This is a genomic window from Streptomyces iconiensis (assembly GCF_028657195.3).
GTDB classification, from domain to species: domain Bacteria; phylum Actinomycetota; class Actinomycetes; order Streptomycetales; family Streptomycetaceae; genus Streptomyces; species Streptomyces iconiensis.
This window is the reverse complement of record NZ_JANCPR020000036.1, coordinates 1-14910: the sequence shown is the minus strand read 5'-3', so window position 1 is coordinate 14910 and position 14910 is coordinate 1. Positions and strand designations below refer to the sequence as shown.

General features: G+C 67.1%; 14 protein-coding genes and 1 pseudogene. 9 read left to right on the top strand and 6 right to left on the bottom strand.

All coding sequences use genetic code 11. The features are described 5' to 3' along the window. Nucleotides 1–41: 41 nt before the first annotated feature. The gene (locus tag NMN56_RS29820) at nt 42–488 is read right to left on the bottom strand and encodes an ATP-binding protein (RefSeq protein ID WP_274046058.1); all 447 of its coding nucleotides are present in this window, start codon (nt 486–488) and stop codon (nt 42–44) included. A 236-nt stretch (nt 489–724) separates the two neighbouring features. Between NMN56_RS29820 and NMN56_RS29815 the strand changes: the two genes are divergently transcribed. From NMN56_RS29815 to NMN56_RS29795, 5 genes are all read left to right on the top strand, one after another. Then, nucleotides 725–1576 (top strand): Scr1 family TA system antitoxin-like transcriptional regulator, encoded by an 852-nt coding sequence (locus tag NMN56_RS29815; RefSeq protein WP_274046059.1) that lies wholly within the window; start codon nt 725–727, stop codon nt 1574–1576. After that, the gene (locus NMN56_RS43115; RefSeq protein ID WP_347178683.1) at nt 1464–1781 is read left to right on the top strand and encodes a DUF397 domain-containing protein; all 318 of its coding nucleotides are present in this window, start codon (nt 1464–1466) and stop codon (nt 1779–1781) included. The genes NMN56_RS29815 and NMN56_RS43115 overlap by 113 nt, the downstream gene beginning before the upstream one ends. 62 nt (nt 1782–1843) lie before the next feature. Next, nucleotides 1844–2017 carry a DUF397 domain-containing protein gene (locus NMN56_RS29805; protein ID WP_280842890.1) on the top strand — a complete coding sequence of 58 codons (174 nt, stop codon included), beginning with the start codon at nt 1844–1846 and terminating at the stop codon, nt 2015–2017. Between the two features lie 225 nt (nt 2018–2242). Beyond that, nucleotides 2243–2437, top strand: a complete 195-nt coding sequence (locus tag NMN56_RS29800) for a DUF397 domain-containing protein (RefSeq protein ID WP_274046061.1) — start codon at nt 2243–2245, stop codon at nt 2435–2437. Between the two features lie 62 nt (nt 2438–2499). Continuing rightward, nucleotides 2500–2673: a DUF397 domain-containing protein gene (locus NMN56_RS29795; protein WP_274046062.1), complete on the top strand. Its 174-nt coding sequence runs from the start codon at nt 2500–2502 to the stop codon at nt 2671–2673. 172 nt (nt 2674–2845) lie between these two features. Here NMN56_RS29795 and NMN56_RS29790 read toward each other — a convergent pair whose 3' ends face one another. From NMN56_RS29790 to NMN56_RS29775, 5 genes and pseudogenes are all read right to left on the bottom strand, one after another. After that, entirely contained in the window at nt 2846–3136 is a 291-nt protein-coding gene (locus NMN56_RS29790) for a hypothetical protein (RefSeq protein WP_274046063.1), read from the bottom strand. A 1136-nt stretch (nt 3137–4272) separates the two neighbouring features. Further along, nucleotides 4273–4695: a hypothetical protein gene (locus tag NMN56_RS29785; protein ID WP_274046064.1), complete on the bottom strand. Its 423-nt coding sequence runs from the start codon at nt 4693–4695 to the stop codon at nt 4273–4275. A gap of 12 nt (nt 4696–4707) precedes the next feature. After that, a complete protein-coding gene (locus NMN56_RS29780; RefSeq protein ID WP_347178685.1) occupies nt 4708–8601 on the bottom strand; it encodes a DUF6531 domain-containing protein in 3894 nt (1297 codons plus the stop codon). Nucleotides 8602–8797: 196 nt separating this feature from the next. Beyond that, nucleotides 8798–9085 (bottom strand): annotated as a pseudogene (locus NMN56_RS43110) (putative T7SS-secreted protein); the annotation flags it as partial. Continuing rightward, complete coding sequence (locus tag NMN56_RS29775) at nt 9082–9651, bottom strand: hypothetical protein (RefSeq protein WP_274046065.1); 570 nt, start codon at nt 9649–9651, stop codon at nt 9082–9084. The pseudogene NMN56_RS43110 and the gene NMN56_RS29775, both read right to left, overlap by 4 nt. Nucleotides 9652–9906: 255 nt before the next feature. Here NMN56_RS29775 and NMN56_RS29770 point away from each other — a divergent pair, with 255 nt between their 5' ends. The 4 genes from NMN56_RS29770 (at nt 9907) to NMN56_RS29755 (ending at nt 14702) form a co-directional block, all read left to right on the top strand. Continuing rightward, nucleotides 9907–11409, top strand: coding sequence for an MFS transporter (locus NMN56_RS29770; RefSeq protein WP_274046066.1), 1503 nt, complete (start codon nt 9907–9909; stop codon nt 11407–11409). A gap of 349 nt (nt 11410–11758) precedes the next feature. Next, complete coding sequence (locus NMN56_RS29765) at nt 11759–12664, top strand: LysR family transcriptional regulator (protein ID WP_274046067.1); 906 nt, start codon at nt 11759–11761, stop codon at nt 12662–12664. A 224-nt stretch (nt 12665–12888) separates the two neighbouring features. Next, nucleotides 12889–13458, top strand: coding sequence for a cysteine dioxygenase family protein (locus tag NMN56_RS29760; RefSeq protein ID WP_274046068.1), 570 nt, complete (start codon nt 12889–12891; stop codon nt 13456–13458). Beyond that, on the top strand, nt 13458–14702 hold the full coding sequence (locus tag NMN56_RS29755) for a YeiH family protein (protein WP_274046069.1): 1245 nt from the start codon (nt 13458–13460) through the stop codon (nt 14700–14702). The genes NMN56_RS29760 and NMN56_RS29755 overlap by 1 nt, the downstream gene beginning before the upstream one ends. Nucleotides 14703–14910: the final 208 nt, after the last annotated feature.

The following is a 14910-nucleotide window of genomic DNA, read 5'->3' as shown; positions in this document are numbered from 1 at the left end:
CCCCACGCGGTACGCCCCCTACCGGGCCCAGTAGCGCTTCGTCAGGCTCTGGGCCCGGTACGGTTCGCGGACGCCCCGGTACGAGGCGCAACGCCCGCCAACTCGCACCACACGTACTTCCCTGCGTAGGTCAGCCGATGCCACCCCCAGTCATCCGCGCAAGCCCGCACAAGCGCGAGCCCACGCCCGGCCTCGGCCCCGTCGCCGGTTGCCCTTACGCCAAAGGGGCCTGGCATGGGCGGAGTTGGCTCCGCGTCCCACGCGCCGACGCGGAGAGCGGCTCCCGTCCAGCGGACCCGCAACGCGACGGGTCCTTTGGTGTGGGTGACGGCATTGGTGACCAGCTCGGTGCCGAGCAGTTCGGCATCGTGGGAGAGGTGCGGCAGCGCGTGCGCGGCCAGTACGAGCCGGAGCGTACGGCGGCAGATCGGCACCGCGCGGGGGTCGTTGGGGATGTGCAGCGTATATTCCCAGGGCTTTTCGGGCATGCGGGGACTCCACGTGAGGGAGGTGGGGGTGAGTTGGTGCGGGGCAACGGTGGCCCCGCTGTCGAGTGGTGGCAGTGCCGGGCCGTCATGGGGTGACGGTGCGGTGCGCTTCCGGGCTCGCTCCAGGGCGGTTCCACAGCGTGTGCGACGCGTCACTCAAGGTATGGGTAACATGTGACCCTGGTCAAGTTGGTCGCGTAACCTGCTCGCACCAACCACTGGGAGAGCAGGGGGACATGCCAGCGCGCCAGGTCATTACCGCACGTCAGGTACGGCTTGCCGCCGAGCTGCGCAAGCTACGGGAAAAGGCTGGGCTGTCAGTCCAGGAGGCGGCGCGAGCGTTGGGTATCGCGCAGACCAAACTCTCCAACACGGAAGCCGCGCGGGTCGGTGTCAGCCCGGATCGCGTACGCCACTTCGCGTGTCAATACGCGTGTGACGACAACGCCCTCATTGATGCGCTCGCGCGCATGGCCGCCGAGCGCGAGCGTGGCTGGTGGGAGGAGTACCGGGGAACGCTGCCAGACGTCTTTCTTGACTTGGCCGAACTCGAAGCACATGCCACGTACTTGAGGACGTTCGAGACCGTGCGCATCCCAGGGCTGTTGCAGACGGAGGAGCAGATCCGGGCGATCTACGCTCGTTCGGTGCCGGAATTGCCCCGCGGTGAACTCGATGCTCGTGTCCATTACCGCCTGCGTCGGCAGGAAGTCCTGCGTGCCGAGGTGGCGAAGCCGTACGACGTGGTGATCCACGAGGCGGCCCTACGCATCCGCGCCGCCGACCGGGCTGTTGCCAAGCGACAGCTCGTCCATATCCTTGCGATGTCCGAGTACCCGCACGTGAATCTCCGGGTTGTCCCCTTCGACATCGATGGGTTCGCCGGTATCGGCTACTCCTTGTTGTACATGGGCGGGCCCGTGCCTCAGCTCGACACCGTTCACCTTGACGCAGACCATGGGGCCGCGATTCTGGATGCGGAACTACAACTCAAGCGGTACCAGAGGCTGCTCAATCGAGTGCAGTCGATGTCTCTGGAGGAAAAGCACTCCAGGGACTTCATCCAGTCACTTCTACGGAATCTCTAGGAGGCAGTGCATGACAGATGCAATCGTGTGGCAGAAGTCGTCATTCTCCGGTGGGGGTGACGGACCCAATTGCTTGGAACTGGGCTCTATGAGGGGGTCCATACTTCTTCGGGAGAGCGAGTCGCCGTCCCAGTTTCTGGACGTGGAACCAAGAGTCCTCACAGGGCTTTTGAATTCCCTGAAGGGACGGAGCGGCAATCAGTGAACGGTATGGGGGAGCGGATAACTGGTGCCTCTGCTGACTCGCGAACATTGAAAGGTATCGACGTGGAACCCCGGGGATGGGTGAAGTCCTCGTCCTCCGGGAACGAGGACGCGCCCAACTGCCTAGAGGTGGCCGATGGGGAGAGTTCGCTCTTCCTCCGCGAGAGCGAGGCCCCGTCCGACGTACTCACCCTCACCCCACAAGCGCTGGCCGGCCTCTTGGGGTTCCTCAAGTAGTACGGGCTCACTGCGAGGGCCGTTGCGCGTGGGTCGGAGGTCTTCCTGTCCTCTGGCTTGACTGCCGCTCCCGTTGACGCTGGCAATGGGGCCCGCAACCCTGGACACAGGCCCCAACTCACGGTGGCCAAGGGCTACTCGGCAGAGTGGAACGGGTGGCTCTGGACGTACCAGGGGCCCAGAGCGTCACCCAGTCAACACTGCACAACGAACGGGAGGCCACGCATGCCACTCTCGATCAGGTGGCAGAAGTCGTCGTTCTCCGGTTCGAGTGACGCTCCCAATTGCCTGGAACTGGGCGCGACGAGGGCGTCCATACTCCTTCGGGAGAGCGAGTCACCGTCCCAAGTTCTGTATGTGGAACGAAGAGCCCTCGCAAGGCTTTTGAATTCCCTGAAGGGACGGAGCGGTAATCGGTGAACAGTATGGGGGGGCAGGTATCTAGTGCTCGGCCTGACCCGCGAACTCTGAAAGGTGTCGACGTGGAAAACTTGACATGGGTGAAGTCGTCATTCTCCAGCGACGAGGACGCGCCCAACTGTGTAGAGGTGGCTGAGGGAGCGAGTGCGCTCTTCCTCCGTGAGAGCGAGGCCCCGTCCGACGTGCTCACCCTCACCCCGCAGGCGCTGGCCGGCCTCTTGGGGTTCCTCAAGTGACGCGGGGCTCATCGCGAGGACTGTGCTCCGCGGGGATGGTGTTCACGCCTCTCCTCGCCGGGCGAAAGGAATGCTGGGGCGAGCCGCGCCGGTAGCAATTCTTTGTGGGGCGAGGCACGAGGGCTCGGCGACGAGGTAGTGCAGTTTTCTTCGTGGCCCAGGATATTCAGGTTCAGGACCAGTGTGCCGTTAGGTCTTCGCACTCGATACGGATCCGGGAGTCGGAGAGCTCGATCTCGTGGGAGCAGCCGCCGTTCTTGCGGGGCAGAATCTCGTCCATGAGGATCGCTTCGTCGCTCATCCAGTCGGCCCCACGCTTGAATTCCAGCTCGAAGCGGGTTATGGCAAAATAGCGGAGCAGCAGGCCCTCTTCATGTTTCCACTGATTCGGAGAGAACCGAAGGGACAGTGTGTCCTTCTTGGTGGCGGGAGTGGTGACCTTCTCAAGTCGCAGATCCTTCACACACCGGAGGTCGCTGAAATTGTAGTGCCCGGGTTCCGCGGCGAAGGCGCGGGCACCGGGGGGGCAATGCGGGCAAAAGGGCGGGCAGCTCATCCTCGTAGTGGGTGGGGTCGATGCTGAACCCGCGAAATTCTGGGTCCCATTTCACGGCGACGTACTTCATTTGTATCCCGTCACATCAGGTGCACCTCGACGCTGAAACCGGGGGCCAGGACACCATTGAGGCAGGCAGCGTGGGCGCCCAGCCATTGGCGAGTGGCGACGTATTCCGTGGTGAGTTCGAGGCGCACGTAGTCTGTCCCGTCGGCCGTGTCGCAGCCGCATACGCAGCAGCGCAAGCGCTGGCCCGTCACTCTCACATGCCCTTCCCCGTTCAATTGCCCACATATCTTTTGAGTGGCGTTCCTTATCATTGTCGGCGTCTCCGCCGGGATTGGGCGGGGCGGTCCCTTCACGAGATGTCGTAGATGCCGGTCTCCAGGATCTTCACTACCTGGCCATCGTCCTGGATGTAGAAGTCGCCGATGTCCCATTGCCTGGTCGACATCGCAGCCGCATTCCGCCTGACGGCCTGTTCCGAAGGAATTCGGCATACTAGGCGAGAACTTCTAGGTGAAGATCTCGATGTCCTCAAGTGCTTCGAGGGCTGAGCTGGATACGTCAGGGTCTTCGGTCAGCCTACGGACAGCCGCTAGTCCGGCCTCTCCGATGCAGTGGTGTAGTCGAGCAAGGTGGCCTGACGCGACGGCGCAGGCACGTCTCACATCCGATGCCTCATGGTGGGAGAAGTGGACGATCCATGCCTCTGCCCAGTCCCGGTCGGGTGAATGGAGTGCGACCGAAAGAAGCGTTTCAACGATGACCGTTGAGTCACCACCAGAAAAGCGTTCTTCGGCTTCCTGTTTAAGTAAGGGGGGAACAGGTTCGTATTGCATTGTGGCCCCTGTGCTAATCATGAGGTGTGTCGGCAAGTGAGTTGGGGCCCCTTTGTAACGTCGAGAATCATGCTGAACTACTCGCGTTGCAGTGGCGCACCGCGAGCCACGTGGTCACATCAACTGTCATTCCATGACGAGGTAGGTCATTTCTTGTACCCGGTCATTCATTAAACGGGCTCTCTATCCGTGGATGACTCCTCACCAAATGGACTCGAAACGGCACCCATGCGTGACGCCGTTGAACATGATGCTGATGACCCGTTTGAGGTCGCTTTCCGTGGACATCTCGGGCAGCGTCCAGTAAAGATCTTTGCCCACGTCGAGAAGTGTGACTCCCTTGGGTTCAACCTCTTGGTTTATGGTGAACCAAAGCCAGCAACGATAGGACTCCGGGGAGTTGATGGGGCCGCCGTTTCGGAAGAGGGGACAGAGGAACATCTTCTTTTCTGGTGACACCTGTCGCAGCAGCTCTTCTTCTGACGACCAGCGCCTACTCCATCCTTGCGTGACGTCGGCACGCTGGATGTCGAGCAACTGCTCTATGGTGACGCTCCGGATGGTGAAATCCTCATCGCTCCAGCGCACTTTCGTCTGCCGACGGATTTGCGAATCGTTTTCCATTGCTGGTATCTCCTATCCATCCTCGTCCGGATCGTACCACTTGATTTTTATAGGCGTGTCGGGTGAGATCCTTCCATCTTCCACGCGCCTTCTCAGCTCATCAATTCTGTGATGCCCTCCAAGCTGTCTCCCGTCACGGAGAATGAGGATCTCGTCTCCATCCCTCGGGTTATGTATCGCTTCGAGCAGTTCCTCGTTCGAGAGACTCTCTTGCCCCGCCTCTTGCTCCCATGTGCGTGTCTTCTGCGTGGGCTTAAGAAACTCAAGTGTTTCACCTGCCGTGGCCTCGTAGTGGGTGCATTTCTTTAGTCCCAACGGGTCCGTCCACGTCATGGGACTGTGGGCGTACGCGTGTTGGTTGGGCCCCGGCCCAAGCCCCAACGGATCCGGTGTCACATATCGACCCGTTTCCGGGTCGTAGTAGCGGAAGTAGTTGTAGTGGAGGCCCGTTTCGGGGTCGGCGTACTGGCCGGGGTAGCGGAGGGGGCAGGTCACTGTGTCGGGTGGGGCGGGTAGGCGGGTGCCCCAGAGGGTGGTGCGGGGGTGGTGGGCCAACTGGCCGTTGGCAGAGATGAGTTCCGTGGGGGTGCCGACCGTGTCCGTGACGATGGCGTGGAACTCGGAGGTTTTCAGGAGGGGGTCGTGGGTCGTTTGGGTTAGCGGGCGGTGGGTGCCTGGGGTGTAGTCCCAGGTCAGGGTGGTGTTGTCGGTTGCTGTCTGTTCCGTTACGCGGGTGCCGTCCCAGGTGAAGGTCAGCCCGTAGGCGTGAGGGCCCGACTTGGTGAGGCGGCGGCCCAGCGGGTCGTAGGTGTACGTCCACTCCTCGCCCTGGGGTGTCACCACCCGCGTCAGGCGGTCTTCGGGGCTCCAGGTGTAGGTCCAGGTCTGGGTCTGGCCGTTGAGGAGGTGGCGGGTCTTGCGGGTGAGGCGGCCTGCCGCGTCGTGTTCGTAGCGGGTGTGGCCGGCGCGGTGGATGAGGGTGCCGGTGTGTTCCCGCTTGCCCGGTGACGGGTGGGCCGGGGCTGACGCTTCCGCCTGGTTGCCTGCCGCGTCGTAGGCGTAGCGCTCCGTCCAGCCGTGGGCCTGGACACCTGTGACGCGGCCCGCCTTGTCCAGGGCGAAGTGGCGGGTGCCGGTGGTGAGTTCTCGGATTTCGGTGACGTAGCCGTCGGGGCGGTAGGTGTAGGCGCGGTGCTGGAGGATCTGCTCGTCCGGGCCCTGGATGTGCTGCTGGGTGAGGCGGTCAGACGGGTCCCAGCGCTGGGTGAGGGTGGCGCGTTCGCCCAGGCGGCGGTGGGTCTCGCGGCCCGCCGCGTCGTAGGTGAAGGAGAGGGCGCCGCCCTCCGTCGCCAGGGTCATGGGGCGGGCCGCCGCGTCGTATGTCCACGTCGAGGTGTGGCCCGACGGGGTCGTGCGGCTGGTGCGGTTGCCCGCTGCGTCGTAGGCGTACGTCACCGTGCGGCCGTTGACCGTCTCCGTCAGGACGCGGCCTACGGGGTCGCGGTCCAGGGTGACCGAGGCCGACGGGTTCGCGGTGTGGGTCAGTGCGCCCGTCGCGTCGTACGCGTACGTCGTGACCTCGCCGTCCGCTTCGCAGTGCTGCCGCTGTACGCGGCCCAGCGCGTCCAGTTCGTAGCGCAGCGTCTCGCCGCAGGCGTTCGTACGGGCGAGCAGCCCGCCTGCCGCGTCCAGTTCGTACGTACGCTGCGCGCCGTTGAAGTCCGTCTCGGCGACCAGGCGGCCCGCCGCGTCGAAGTCGTAACTCCACTGGCGGCCCTGGGGGTTGGTGACCCCCACAAGGCGTAACTCGGTGTCGTACGCGAACGCGTAGCACGCGCCGTCCGGGTCGGTGCGCGTGGCGGGGAGGTCGAAGTGGGTGTGGGTGTACTGCGTGGTGTGGCCTGCTGCGTCGGTGTGGGTGAGGAGGTTGCCCTCGCCGTCCCATTCCCACGTCTCGCGGGCGCCGTCCGGGTCTTCGCGCCAGGCGGGTCTGCCCTCGATGGTCCAGCCCTGGCGGGTGGTATGGCCCAAGGGGTCGGTGAGAGCCGTGATGCGGCCGTGTGGGCCGCGGCGTACGTGGGTGGTATGGCCCAGCGGGTCGGTCAGCGTCAGCGGGAGACCCGCGCCGTCCGTCGTCACGCTCGTCGTGTGGCCCCGGGCGTCCGTGAGCGAGGACAGGTGGCCTGCCGCGTCGTACGCGTACGCCGTCCGCGCGCCCGCCGGGTCCGTCGTCGAGGTGCGTGCGCCGCGTTCGTCGTAGGTGTGGCGCCACACGCCTCCGCCCGGGTCCCGGATCGTCAGGGGTAGGCCCCAGGCGTCGTACGTCGCCTCCGTCACCGTGCCGTCCGGGCGTTCGACGGCGGTGAGGTTGCCGTCCTCGTCGTACGTGTGGCGGGTGGTGCGGCCCAGCGGGTCCGTGGTCCTCACCGGGCGGCGGCCGGCCGCGTCCCACTCCGTGTGGGTGGTGTGGCCGAGCGGGTCGGTGATCGACGTGACCTTGTACGCCTCGTTGTAGACGTACGTCGTCGTGCGGCCCAGCGAGTCCGTGTAGCGGGTCGTGCGGGCCGCCGGGTCGTAGTGGAGGCGGCCCGACATCATGCCGTCCGGGCCGATCGTGCGCAGGACCCGGCCGCGGTGGTCGTAGACGTACGCGAAGGACGTGCCGTTGCGGTCCGTCCATGAGGTGATGCGGTGCTCGTCGTCGTAGCGGTAACGGAGCGGCTCGCCCGTGGAGTTGACGATCTCCGTCAGGTCCCCCGCCGCGTCGTAGGCGTACGAGATGAGGGGCGTGCCGTGCTCGTGGTGCTCGCCGTGCAGGAGGCGCAGCGCGGTGATGCGGTGCAGGGCCTCGTCCGTGTCCACCGCCACGCGGTAGCCGCCGGAGTGGGCGATCTCGACGGGCGTGCCCTCCGCGTCGTACGTGAAGGTGACGCGGTCGCCCTCGCCGGTACGGTCCGTGATCGCTTGGAGTGCCAGTTCCCGGCGGCTCACCGGGAGGGGCGCGAAGTGGAGGGTGCGGTTGCGCTCCGGGACCGTGACCGTCATGGCGCCGTCCGGCTTGCCGTCCCACAGCAGGGGCCAGCGCGGCCCGGAGACGGGGAAGGCGGGTACCTCGGCCTCCGGGATCGGGTACGTCAGCACCATGCCGTCGTCGGCGACGTAGACGATCCCCGCGTCGTCGAGTTCGAGGCGCTGGTCCAGGGTCGCGGCCCAGGTGGGGCCGAACCAGCCGCCGCAGGGGTGGCCCGAGACGTAGTGCCGGGTGAGGGTCAGGGGGAGGGCGCCGGGCAGGGCGATGTTCGTCGCCGACATGACCATCTCGCCCGTCGCCACGTCGATCGGTTCGCCGGTCTTCTGCCGTTCCCCTTGCTGCTTGTCGTTCTTGGCCGGTTCGCCGTCCGCGCGGTCACGGGCGCTGCCGTTCCTGCGCAGCGCTCCTTCCCGGCCCGCCAGGCGCTGGGCGGCTGTGCGGAAAGCGCGGACGCCGGTCAGGGCCCCGCTCCCGCCGCTCGTCGCGAGGAAGAGCAGCAGTTCGGGGGAGATCTTGCCGAACGCGCGCACCGGACTGCGCTGCCATTCCTCCCAGTTGGCGGCAGCCTTGGCGAACTCCTTGGGATTGTCGACCGCGTAGGCGGCGCCGTCCCTCATGCCGGCCAGTCGCATGCGGGCGCCGTCGCCGAGCCCTTGCTCCTCCCAGAAACGGACGTTGCCGTCGAATCCCTCGTACCAGTCCCCCAACCCCTTGAGGAATTCCTTGTCCCCGTTTCCTTCTGGCCTGTCGAGCATGTTCGCCGGCGGGCCCTTCGGGGCCTTCTCCGCAGCCTTCTCCAGCTTGCGTTTCGCCGGGTCGACGACCGACTGAAGCTCTTCTTCCAGCCTGTCGAGGCGGCGGTGGCACGACTCCATCGCCGCCACGCCGGGGTCGGACTCGGGCGGGCGCTCCGGCAGGGGGTCGTCGCCGCGTTCGAGCGCCGCGTTGTACGTCTTGACGCGTTTCCAGTAGCGCTTGGACTCGGCCCGCGCCTCGTCCGCGTCCTCGATGAGCGGTTTTGACGCGCTTGTGGACCGAGCGGAGTTTGTCGGCGTACGAGTCGAGTGCGTTGGCTGCGGCGGAGAAGTACGTGTGCGCGGATTCGAGGTCCTTCGGCAGTGTCTTGGTCGCGGCCTCGAATTCCTCCGAGGCCGCTCCCGTCCACCGCTTGAGCATGAGGACATCCAGTTTTGCGTGACCGTCCTTGAACGCACCCGCGTAAGCGCGGAGTTTGACGACGAGGTCGTCCACATCGGACGGGTTGCCGAAGATGACGTCCCCGGGTTTGGCGCCCGGCGGTATGCGCTCCCCGGCGCCGCCACTGCCGCTGCCGGCGTCCACCGCGTCCCGCGAAGTCATGCGATCGGCCCCTGTCCCGGCCCGCCTTCGCCCGGGAAAGGCTCTTGAGTGCCCTTCTTCGACGGCCCGTAGGGGATGTCTCCGCCGGGGAGCGGATCGCCGGTGATCCTCGGTGGGGTTTCGAATTCGGGCCGGTTCCCCTTCTGCCACTCCTCAAGCCCGTGCTTGCCCATGGGCAGCTTGGCGATGTTGTCCTCGGTCGGCGAGAAGTTCTTCGCGCTGAGGAGGTCGGCCAGCATGTAGGCGGAGATGACCTTCCTGAGCGTCTCCACTACGACGTCCGTGCGGTCGGCGACTCGGCCCATGCCCAGGCCCCAGGACGACAGCATGTCCTTGGCCGGGGCGACGATGTCGATCGTGGCCGAGTTGTGGATGCGCCGGACCATCGGCTCCCAGCCGTTCTTGATCCTGCGGGCCGCGACCACCGACTCCTCCATGGGGAGGAGGATCTTCTTGAGTGAGTTGATCTCCACCGCGTACCCCTCGCCCGGCCGTGGCCCGTCCGTACCGGCCCCCGGTTCGGGGTGTATGGGGCGCGGGCCCTCCTCCGCGTCGCGGCTCGTCATGCCGTGCCCCCCATCCCCGGACCGATTCCCGGACCCGGCTCCGTCCCCGCCCCGCACGCTCCCGGCGGCCCTTTCACCTACCGTGCGTGCTTGCGCGCCGACCGTAACAACTGTGGCCACCTGGTCACCAGCAGTAACTGGATGGCGTGGGGCGGGAGTTGAGGTGCGGGGTGGGCGGCCTAGGGCAAGCGGCTGAACCCGTTCCGCGCCCTGAGTAGGAGCCGTTGCGGTGAGCTGACCCTTACCTTGGTGGGTATGGCAGCTATTGGCGAGGGGAACACCGGCGCGCGCGCCGATGAGTCGGGGTCCGGTGCGCGTACCGAGGATGTGGCCCCGCCGTACGAGGGCGGGACGGGTAAGGAGACGGTGCTCTCCGGGCCCTACCGGCCGCTCACGCTGGGCATCGTCTCCGTCGTCCTGCTGATCGCCTTCGAGGCGACGGCTGTGGGTACGGCGATGCCGGTCGCCGCCGACGAACTCAACGGCATAGCGCTCTACGCGTACGCCTTCTCCGCGTTCTTCACCACCTCCATAGTCGGCATGGTCAGCTCGGGCCAATGGTGCGACAAGCGGGGGCCGTTGCCGCCGCTGGCGACGGGTATCGCCGCGTTCGCGACCGGGCTCGTCCTCTCCGGTACTGCCGTCACCATGTGGATCTTCGTGCTCGGCCGTGCCGTCCAGGGCATCGGCGGCGGGCTCGTGATCGTCGCGCTGTACGTCACCGTCAGCCGCGCGTTCCCCGAGAAGCTGCGCCCCACGGTGATGGCCGCATTCGCCGCCTCCTGGGTCGTTCCCGCGATCGTCGGGCCGCTGATCTCCGGGACCGTCACCGAACACCTCGGCTGGCGCTGGGTGTTCCTCGGCATCCCCGTACTCGTCGTCGTGCCCCTCGTGGTGATGCTGCCGCCGCTCAAGCGCAAGGCGTCCGGCCCGCCCGAGGGCGCCGAGAACCAGCCGCCCGCCGACACCCGGCGCATCCGCCTCGCGCTCGCCGTCGCCGTCGGCGCCGGGCTCCTCCAGTACGCCAGCCAGGACCTGCGGCTGATCGCGCTGGTACCGGCTGTGGCCGGCGCCGCACTGCTCGTACCGTCCGTACGGGCGCTGCTGCCCACCGGCACCCTGCGCGCCGCACGCGGCCTGCCCGCCGTCGTGCTGCTGCGCGGCATGGCGGCCGGTTCGTACATCGTCGCCGAGAGCTTCATCCCGCTGATGCTCGTCACCCAGCGCGGGCTGTCGGTGACCATGGCGGGGCTCACCCTCGCGGCGGGCGGCGCGACCTGGGCACTGGGCTCGTTCATCCAGTCCAGGGCCGGGCTGGAAGCGCACAGGGAACGGCTGGTACGCGGCGGCATGGCGCTGGTCGCCTTCTCCCTCGCCTACTCCCCGCTGGTGCTCATCGAGTCCGTACCCGTATGGACGCTGACGCTGGCCATGGCGCTGGGCTGCTTCGGCATGGGGCTGGTGATCTCCTCCCTGAGCGTGCTGCTGCTGCGGCTGTCGGCGCCGGAGGAGGCCGGGCGCAACTCCGCTGCGCTCCAGCTGTCGGACGGGCTGTCCAACGTGCTGCTTCTCGCCCTCACCGGCGCGCTGTTCGCCGCCCTCGGGGGCGGCTCCGTCAGCGTCTCGGCCACGGCCGACGCGGCGCACGGTGCCGCGGGGGGCGGCGCCGCGCAGCCTGGCGCGTTCACGGCCATTTATGCCGTGTCCGCTGTTGTCGCCCTCGCGGGGGTCGGGGTCGCGGGGCGACTTCGGAAGTGAGCTTCGCCTTGAGGCTTGCGCCTGGCGGCTTGTGCCTTGCCGCTTGTGGCTTGTGCCTTGCCGCTTGTGCCTTAGGGCTTGTGTCTTGTAGCGCTTGTGCCTTGTGCCTTGTGCCTTGTGGGGCTTGCGTCTTAAGGCTTGTGCCTTGTGGGACTTGTGGCCTGTGCCTTGCGGCTTGTGCTTTGCCCCTTGCGGGACTTGTGCCTTGTTGTGTGTACGCGCCGTGTTGTGTGTGCGGCTCGTGGTCCTTCTGCGCCTTGCGGCGCCGGAGCCCTGTGGAGTGTGTCCTGATCCAAAAGCTTGGAGATGGGACTGCCGGTGCAACCCAAATTCCGCTTATGGTTCTGTCATGTTCGACTCGCGGCACATCAAGACCTTCCACGAGGTGGTGCGCGCCGGTTCGTACTCGGCCGCTGCCCGTGCACTCGGGTACACGCAGCCCGCGATCACCCAGCAGATGAAGGCGCTCGAACGGTCCGTCGGTACGCCCCTGTTCCTCCGCGTCGGGCGCCGTATGCGGTTGACCGAGGCCGGCGAGGCACTGGCGCGGCACTCCGAGACGATCCTCGACACCATCAGTACGGCACAGCAGCAGATGGCGTCGCTGACCAGGCTGCGGGCCGGAAAGGTACGCGTGTGCGCGTTCCCCAGTGCCAGCGCCACCTTGGTGCCGGAGGCACTCGCCGGGCTCGACGCGCGGCACCCCGGGGTCCGTATCGAACTCCAGGAGGGCGAGCCGCCCGACTCCCTGCGCCGGGTGGTGCGCGGCGAGTGTGACATCACGCTCGCCTTCACCTATCCCGGGCTGCACGAGCAGGTGCCCGAGGAGTTGGTCGAGATCCCGTTGCTGGAGGACCAGCTCACCGTGCTGCTCCCCACCGGGCACCCGATGGCCAGGCGCCGTGCCGTCAAGCTCGGCGAACTGGCCGAGGAGCGCTGGATCGCCGGTTGTCTGCGCTGCCGGGCCAACTTCCTGCATGAGTGCGCGGAGTTGGGCTTCGCGCCGGACATCGCGTTCACCACCGACGACAACCTCGTCGTGCAGAGCCTCGTCGCCGAGGGGCTCGGCATCGCCATGATGCCCGGCCTCGTGCTGTCCTTCCTCGTGCACCAGAAGGTCACGGGCCGCGCCCTGGACCCCGCCTCGCGGCGCCAGGTCTCCGCGTATGTGTTGCGCGAGCACCTGGAGATACCGGCCACGGCGCTCGTTCTCGACGAGTTGCGTGTCGTTGCTGAGCGCCGGGTCGGTTGCTGAGCCGGGCGGTTGCTGAGGCGGGTCGGCTGTTGAGCCGGGCGGTTGCTGAAGCCCGTGTTCACGGGGCCCGTCGCGGCGCTCGTTGTGGGCCTCCGCGCGTCGCTCGTCGCGGACCTCTCGGCCGTCGCCGGGCTGTGTGACCGGGCCCATCCATAAGCGGGAAGCGGGGTACGTCCAAGAAACCGTCGTTGGACGTGATACTTCAGCGTCGCCACGCTGCCCGTATGGCCGCTACCACTGACCCGTACCCCGTCCGTACGACCGAGCGTCTGCACGCCCTCGTCCAGGACGTGCGTGAGGCGGTCGGGCGCGGACTGCCGCCGGACGTCACCGCGTACCTCGTCGGCGAGAAGCTCGCACCCCATCTCGGCGCCGAAGGACTCCTCACCGAGGCCCAGCGCGAGGGCGATCCCGAGCGCTACCGCCAGCACCTGCTGCACGCCGAGGGCGACGGGAGTTTCTCCGTCGTCGCGCTCGTCTGGCTGCCGGGGCAGCGCACCTCCATCCATGACCATGTCTCCTGGTGCGTCACCGGCGTGCACCAGGGCGAGGAACACGAGCGGCGCTACCGTCTGCTGCCCGCCGAGAGCCCCGGCGGTACGGCGCGTCTCGTCGCCACCGAGGACGTTGTCAACCCGGAGGGCTCCGTCTGCGGCTTCGCGCCGCCCGGCGACATCCACCGCGTGTGGAACGGTTGCGACAGCACCGCCATCTCGCTGCACATCTACGGCGCCGACATATCGCGCCTCGGCAGCAGCGTCCGGCGCGTCTACGACCTGCCGGCCGACGCCTGATGGCACTCCTCGGGGCTCGCGTACGTTCGGCCGCGCGGTCGGCGCCGGCGTCTCCTCCCGGAGCGTCTCCTCCCGGAGACGGGGCGCCCGTACGGAAGCCCAGCAGGCTTCCCGGGCTCGCTCTCGCGGCGTTCGGGGTCGCCGCGGCTTCCGGCATCCATCTGCTGGTACCCGGCGTGCCGATGCTGACCGCCGCCGTCGTGCTCGGCATCGCCGTGGCCCATCTGCCCGGTACGCGTGGGCTCGTACGCGGGATCGCGCGGCCCGGCCTCACGGTGGCCGGTAAACGGCTCATGCGCGTCGGAATCGTGCTGCTCGGGCTGAAGCTCAGCCTTGGTGACGTGCTGGGTATCGGCTGGGCCACCGTGCTCATGGTTGCCGGTGTGGTGACCGCCACGTTCTTCGGCACCGTGTGGCTGGGGCGGAAGCTGGGGCTCCCCGGCGATCAGCCTGTGCTGATCGCCACCGGCTACTCGATCTGCGGTGCGTCCGCTATCGGTGCCGTCAGTGAGGTGCGGCCCCGCTATGAGGGGGACACCGAAGACACGGCTACGTCCGTTGCGCTCGTCACGTTGTGCGGGACCCTGGCCATCGCCGTTCTGCCGTTGTTGCAGCAGCCGCTGGGGCTGGATGCCTCCGGCTTTGGGCGGTGGGTCGGTGCGGGGGTCCATGATGTCGGGCAGGTTGTCGCCACCGCGCAGACCGCCGGGCCTGATGCGCTTCAGCAGGCCGTGCTGGTGAAGTTGTTGCGTGTGATGATGTTGGCTCCGTTGGTGGCGGGGATGGTGCTTGTTGTTCGGGCTCGCGTTGTTTCTGCGGGTTCGGCTCGCGCCGGGCGTTCCGCTCGCGCCGGGCGTTCGGCTGGCGCCGGGGCTTTGGCTGGCGCCGAGAGTGTGGGTTCGGCTGGCGCCGTGGGCTCGGCTGGTGCCGGTTCGGCCGGTGCTGGTGCCGGTGGCGGGGCGGCTGGCGTTGGGGGTGTGAAGAGGCCGCCTCTTGTGCCGTTGTTTGTAGTGGGGTTCCTGGTGATGGTTGCCGTGCGGACCACGGGGTGGGTGCCGGTGTCGGTGCTCGACGGGGCTGCGTGGGCGCAGGAAGTGTTGCTCGCCGCTGCGTTGTTCGGGCTGGGTAGTGCGGTGCATTTGCCGTCGTTGGCTCGTACGGGTGGGCGGGTTGCCGTTCTGGGGTTGTGTTCTTGGGTTGTGATTGCTGCGGCGTCTTATGGCGGCGTGATGTTGACGACTTGAGTTTGCGGGGCTTCGCCCCGTGCCCCTGTTGTTGTTCCTGTGATTTGAAGCCAGTTTCCGTTCACTATGGGGGCTTCGCCCCCTTGCCCCCGTTGGCCTCGCCGGCCGGGCGTCGGGGGGCTCCGCCCCCCGGCAATCCCCCCGCCAAAAGGGGCTCCGCCCCCTCTGGACTCCCCCGGCCGTATCGGGACCAGCCTTGGAGTTGGGT

Coding starts and splice junctions, on each gene's coding strand:
- NMN56_RS29770 (WP_274046066.1), top strand. CDS start 9,907: ATGGCAGCTATTGGCGAGGGGAACACCGGCGCGCGCGCCGATGAGTCG.
- NMN56_RS29755 (WP_274046069.1), top strand. CDS start 13,458: ATGGCACTCCTCGGGGCTCGCGTACGTTCGGCCGCGCGGTCGGCGCCG.
- NMN56_RS29775 (WP_274046065.1), bottom strand. CDS start 9,651: ATGACGAGCCGCGACGCGGAGGAGGGCCCGCGCCCCATACACCCCGAA.
- NMN56_RS29760 (WP_274046068.1), top strand. CDS start 12,889: ATGGCCGCTACCACTGACCCGTACCCCGTCCGTACGACCGAGCGTCTG.
- NMN56_RS29815 (WP_274046059.1), top strand. CDS start 725: ATGCCAGCGCGCCAGGTCATTACCGCACGTCAGGTACGGCTTGCCGCC.
- NMN56_RS29785 (WP_274046064.1), bottom strand. CDS start 4,695: ATGGAAAACGATTCGCAAATCCGTCGGCAGACGAAAGTGCGCTGGAGC.
- NMN56_RS29765 (WP_274046067.1), top strand. CDS start 11,759: ATGTTCGACTCGCGGCACATCAAGACCTTCCACGAGGTGGTGCGCGCC.
- NMN56_RS29820 (WP_274046058.1), bottom strand. CDS start 488: ATGCCCGAAAAGCCCTGGGAATATACGCTGCACATCCCCAACGACCCC.
- NMN56_RS29780 (WP_347178685.1), bottom strand. CDS start 8,601: ATGGAGTCGTGCCACCGCCGCCTCGACAGGCTGGAAGAAGAGCTTCAG.
- NMN56_RS29800 (WP_274046061.1), top strand. CDS start 2,243: ATGCCACTCTCGATCAGGTGGCAGAAGTCGTCGTTCTCCGGTTCGAGT.
- NMN56_RS43115 (WP_347178683.1), top strand. CDS start 1,464: ATGCGGAACTACAACTCAAGCGGTACCAGAGGCTGCTCAATCGAGTGC.